The sequence below is a fragment of the Peribacillus sp. SIMBA_075 genome, assembly GCF_046534585.1.
The window spans coordinates 1-248 of sequence record NZ_JAWRYN010001249.1; the positions used below are offsets into that span (position 1 = coordinate 1).

General features: G+C 58.5%; 1 pseudogene. It reads right to left on the minus strand.

What is annotated here, in order from left to right:
* Positions 1-248 (minus strand): annotated as a pseudogene (locus tag SB775_RS32330) (hypothetical protein); the annotation flags it as partial.

Below are 248 nucleotides of genomic sequence, written 5' to 3' on the forward strand. Positions count from 1 at the left end.
CCAGCGTCAGAGCGAACCGTGACCTGTCGCTGTTCGCAATCGGCCATGGCCTCGCACGCGTTGATCAGCAGGTTCAACATGACCTGCTCGATCTGTATGACGTCCGCCTCGACCAACGGGAGTTCGGGTGCAAGGATCGTTGTTATTGTGATGTCACGATTGCGGAGCTCCTGCTCCAGCAGCTTGAGGCTTTCGCGGATCGCGTCATTGAGGTCGGTGGGCTGCCTGGATTCGGAGTCCTTTCGCAT